At 71.0% G+C, this 3,796-nt stretch carries 3 protein-coding genes and 1 pseudogene; all 4 read left to right on the top strand.

Annotated features, from left to right (window positions below; all coding sequences use genetic code 11):
* Positions 1–416 (top strand): annotated as a pseudogene (locus RMO85_RS05050) (glucose-6-phosphate isomerase); the annotation flags it as partial.
* Entirely contained in the window at positions 413–1,936 is a 1,524-nt protein-coding gene (zwf, locus tag RMO85_RS05045) for a glucose-6-phosphate dehydrogenase (RefSeq protein WP_310526876.1), read from the top strand. The pseudogene RMO85_RS05050 and the gene zwf, both read left to right, overlap by 4 nt.
* A 52-nt stretch (positions 1,937–1,988) precedes the next feature.
* Entirely contained in the window at positions 1,989–2,903 is a 915-nt protein-coding gene (locus RMO85_RS05040) for a glucose-6-phosphate dehydrogenase assembly protein OpcA (RefSeq protein ID WP_310526875.1), read from the top strand.
* Positions 2,900–3,646: a 6-phosphogluconolactonase gene (pgl, locus tag RMO85_RS05035; protein WP_310526873.1), complete on the top strand. Its 747-nt coding sequence runs from the start codon at positions 2,900–2,902 to the stop codon at positions 3,644–3,646. The genes RMO85_RS05040 and pgl overlap by 4 nt, the downstream gene beginning before the upstream one ends.
* Positions 3,647–3,796: the final 150 nt, after the last annotated feature.

Genomic DNA, 3,796 nt, shown 5'->3' with positions numbered 1-3,796 from the left:
CGGCCTATCCCCGCACCGACGGCGACGTGGACGTCCACGAGCTGCTGCTCGCCAACTTCTTCGCCCAGACCAAGGCGCTGGCGTTCGGCAAGACCGCCGACGAGGTGCGTGCCGAGGGCACGGACGAGGCGGTCGTCACGGCCCGGGTCTTCGAGGGCAACCGGCCGACGACCTCGATCATGGCGCCCGCGCTGACGCCGGGCGTGCTCGGGCAGCTGATCGCGCTCTACGAGCACCTCACGTTCGTCCAGGGTGTCGTGTGGGGCATCGACAGCTTCGACCAGTGGGGCGTCGAGCTGGGCAAGCAGCTGGCCCAACAGCTCACCCCCGCGGTCGGCGGCGACATCGGCGTGCTCGACCAGCAGGACGCCTCCACGAGGGCACTGATCACCTACTACCGAGAGCGGCGCCAGTGACCGACACCAACCCCCTGCGCGACCCCCAGGACCGCCGGCTGCCGCGCATCGCGGGGCCGTGCGGTCTGGTGCTCTTCGGCGTCACCGGCGACCTGTCGCGCAAGAAGGTGATGCCGGCGATCTACGACCTGGCCAACCGTGGCCTCCTGCCGCCCGGCTTCAGCCTGGTCGGCTTCGCCCGCCGGGACTGGGCCGACCAGGACTTCGCCCAGATCGTGCACGACGCCGTCAAGGAGCACGCCCGCACCCCCTTTCGCGAGGAGGTCTGGAAGCAGCTCTCCGAGGGGTTCCGCTTCGTGCCCGGCGACTTCGACGACGACGTCGCCTTCGACCATCTCCGCCGCACCGTCGAGGAGCTGGACCAGCTGCGCGGCACCGGCGGCAACATGGCGTTCTACCTCGCGATCCCGCCCGCGTTCTTCGGCACCGTCGTGGGACAGCTCAAGGAGCACGGTCTCGCCGACGGGGACGCCGACCACTGGCGGCGCGTGGTGGTGGAGAAGCCGTTCGGCCACGACCTCGAGTCGGCGCGCGAGCTCAACAACGTCCTGGCCGGGGTCTTCGAGCCGGACGAGATCTTCCGGATCGACCACTACCTCGGCAAGGAGACCGTCCAGAACATCTTGGCGATGCGCTTCGCCAACAACATGTTCGAGCCGATCTGGAACGCCAACTATGTCGATCACGTGCAGATCACCATGGCCGAGGACATCGGCATCGGCGGCCGCGCCGGCTACTACGACGGCATCGGCGCCGCCCGCGACGTGATCCAGAACCACCTGCTCCAGCTGATGGCACTCGTCGCGATGGAGGAGCCGATCGCCTTCGACGCCGAGAGCCTCAGGGTCGAGAAGCAGAAGGTGCTCGCCTCGGCCGTGCTCCCCCGACGCCTCGACACCACCACGGCGCGCGGGCAGTACACCCACGGCTGGCAGGGCGGCGAGAAGGTCATCGGCTTCCTCGAGGAGGAGGGGATCAAGAAGACCTCGACCACCGAGACGTTCGCGGCGATCACCGTCGACGTCGAGACCCGCCGCTGGGCCGGCGTGCCGTTCTACCTGCGCACCGGCAAGCGTCTCGGCCGGCGGGTCACCGAGGTCGCCATCGTCTTCAAGCGCGCGCCCCACCTGCCCTTCACCTCGACCGCCACCGAGGAGCTCACCCAGAACGCGCTCGTCATCCGGGTCCAGCCCGACGAGGGGCTGACGATGCGATTCGGCTCCAAGGTGCCCGGCACCGCGATGGAGATCCGCGACGTCAACATGGACTTCGCCTACGGCGGCTCGTTCACCGAGGCCAGCGCGGAGGCCTACGAGCGCCTCATCCTCGACGTCCTCCTCGGCGACCCGCCGCTCTTCCCCCAGCACGAGGAGGTGGAGCTGTCCTGGAAGCTCCTCGACCCGGTGATCGAGCACTGGGCCCGCAAGGGCAAGCCCGACGCCTACGACTCCGGCACCTGGGGACCGGCGTCGGCCGACGCCATGCTCGCCCGCGACGGTCGCGTCTGGAGAAGGCCATGACCTCACCCGACACGGCCACTCGCTCCGCTCCCGACTCCGAGGGGACCTCGAGATGATCGAACTCACCGACACCACCTCATCGAGGATCGCAGCGGAGTTCGTCCGTTCGCGCACGCGCTCCGGCAGCCCGGCGATGGGCATGGTGATGACGCTGATCATCGTCACCCCCGACGAGGACGCCGTCGAGTCGATGAAGGCCGCACAGCGGGCCTCGCGCGAACACCCGTCTCGGGTGCTCGCCGTGATCCTCGGCGACGCCCGGGGCACCCCGCAGGTCAACGCCCAGGTGGGCAGCGGCGATGGCTGGGGCGGCGAGACGGCACTGATCCGGCTCAAGGGGGAGGTCGTCAAGCACGCCGAGTCGGTCGTGCTGCCGCTCCTGCTCCCCGACTCCCCCGTCGCTATCTGGTGGCCGACCGCGCCCCCGGCAGATCCGGCGACGGACCCGCTGGGAAGACTGGCCAAGCGGCGGATCACCGACTCGGCCGGTGTCACGCGGGGCAAGTCGACCGCGATGCTGGCGCAGTGCCGGGCCTACGCCCCGGGCAACACCGACCTGAGCTGGACCCGGCTCACGCCGTGGCGTGCGCTGCTCGCGGCCGCCCTGGACCAGCACCCGCTCAAGGTGATCGGCGCCTCCGTCACCGCCGAGCGCATCAGCCCCAGCGCCGACCTGCTCGTGGCCTGGCTGACCGACCGGCTCAAGGTCCGCGTCACCCGGCACACCTCCGACGGACCCGGCATCACCGAGGTGACGATGGACACCAAGCAGGGCCCGATCATGATCTCGCGGGCCGACGGCCGGCTCGCCACGTTCACCTCACCCAACCGGCCCGACCGCCCGGTCGCGCTGAAGCGACGCGAGCTCCCGGCGTTGTTGTCGGAGGAGCTGCGACGACTCGACGAGGACGACGTCTACGCGCGCACGGCGCACCGGCTGGTCACGCTCCATCCGGAGTCGTCGTGACCGCCGCTGCTCTGGTCGTCGTCCACGAGGACGCCTCCACGCTGGCCGGCGACGTGGCCTCGCGACTGCTGGAGCGGCTGGAGGAGGCGCAGCGCCGGGGCGAGGTGCCGCAGATCGGGCTCACCGGCGGCACCATCGCGGACGCGATCCATCGCGAGGTCGCCCGTCGGGCTGAGGACTCCTCGGTCGACTGGTCGAGGGTGGTGATGTGGTGGGGAGACGAGCGGTTCGTGCCGTCCGCCTCCGAGGATCGCAACGCCCGCCAGGCCCGGGCGGCTCTTCTCGACCAGCTGCTCCGGGCCGATCCCCCGCTGGATCCGGGCAACGTCCACGAGGTGCCGGCGAGCGACGAGGTCGCGACCGTCGAGGAGTCCGCTGCGGCGTACGCCGCGACGATCCGCGCGCACGGCGCCGGCTCGTTCGAGGTGCTGATGCTCGGCGTCGGCCCGGACGGCCACATCGCCTCCCTCTTCCCGGGGCACCCGGCACTCGACGTCACCGACGAGATCACGGTGGCCGTCCACGACTCGCCCAAGCCCCCGCCGCTGCGCGTGAGTCTCACGTTCGAGGCCATGGGCCGCGCCCGGGCGGTCTGGTTCCTGGTCAGCGGCGCCGAGAAGGCGACCGCGGTCGCCGCCGCCCTGGCCGGCGGCTATCGACGCGAGATCCCCGCCCGCGGGGTGGTGGGCACCGAGGAGACCGCCTGGCTCATCGATGCGGCCGCGGCCTCCGAGCTCACCTGACCGGGCACCGCAGTGCTCCGTGACCGGTCGGCGCACCACGGGCGCACCGGGTGACCGGCGATCAGAAGATGATGTCGCCGGACTTGCGGCGCGACCGCAGGAGCTGGACGGCCTCGTCGAGGATGTCGGCCGCCTCGGTCTCCGAGCGAC

Source organism: Nocardioides sp. (assembly GCF_031422975.1).
GTDB lineage: Bacteria > Actinomycetota > Actinomycetes > Propionibacteriales > Nocardioidaceae > Nocardioides.
Note: the sequence above shows the minus strand (reverse complement) of the source record. Positions and strands in the feature narration are given on the sequence as shown.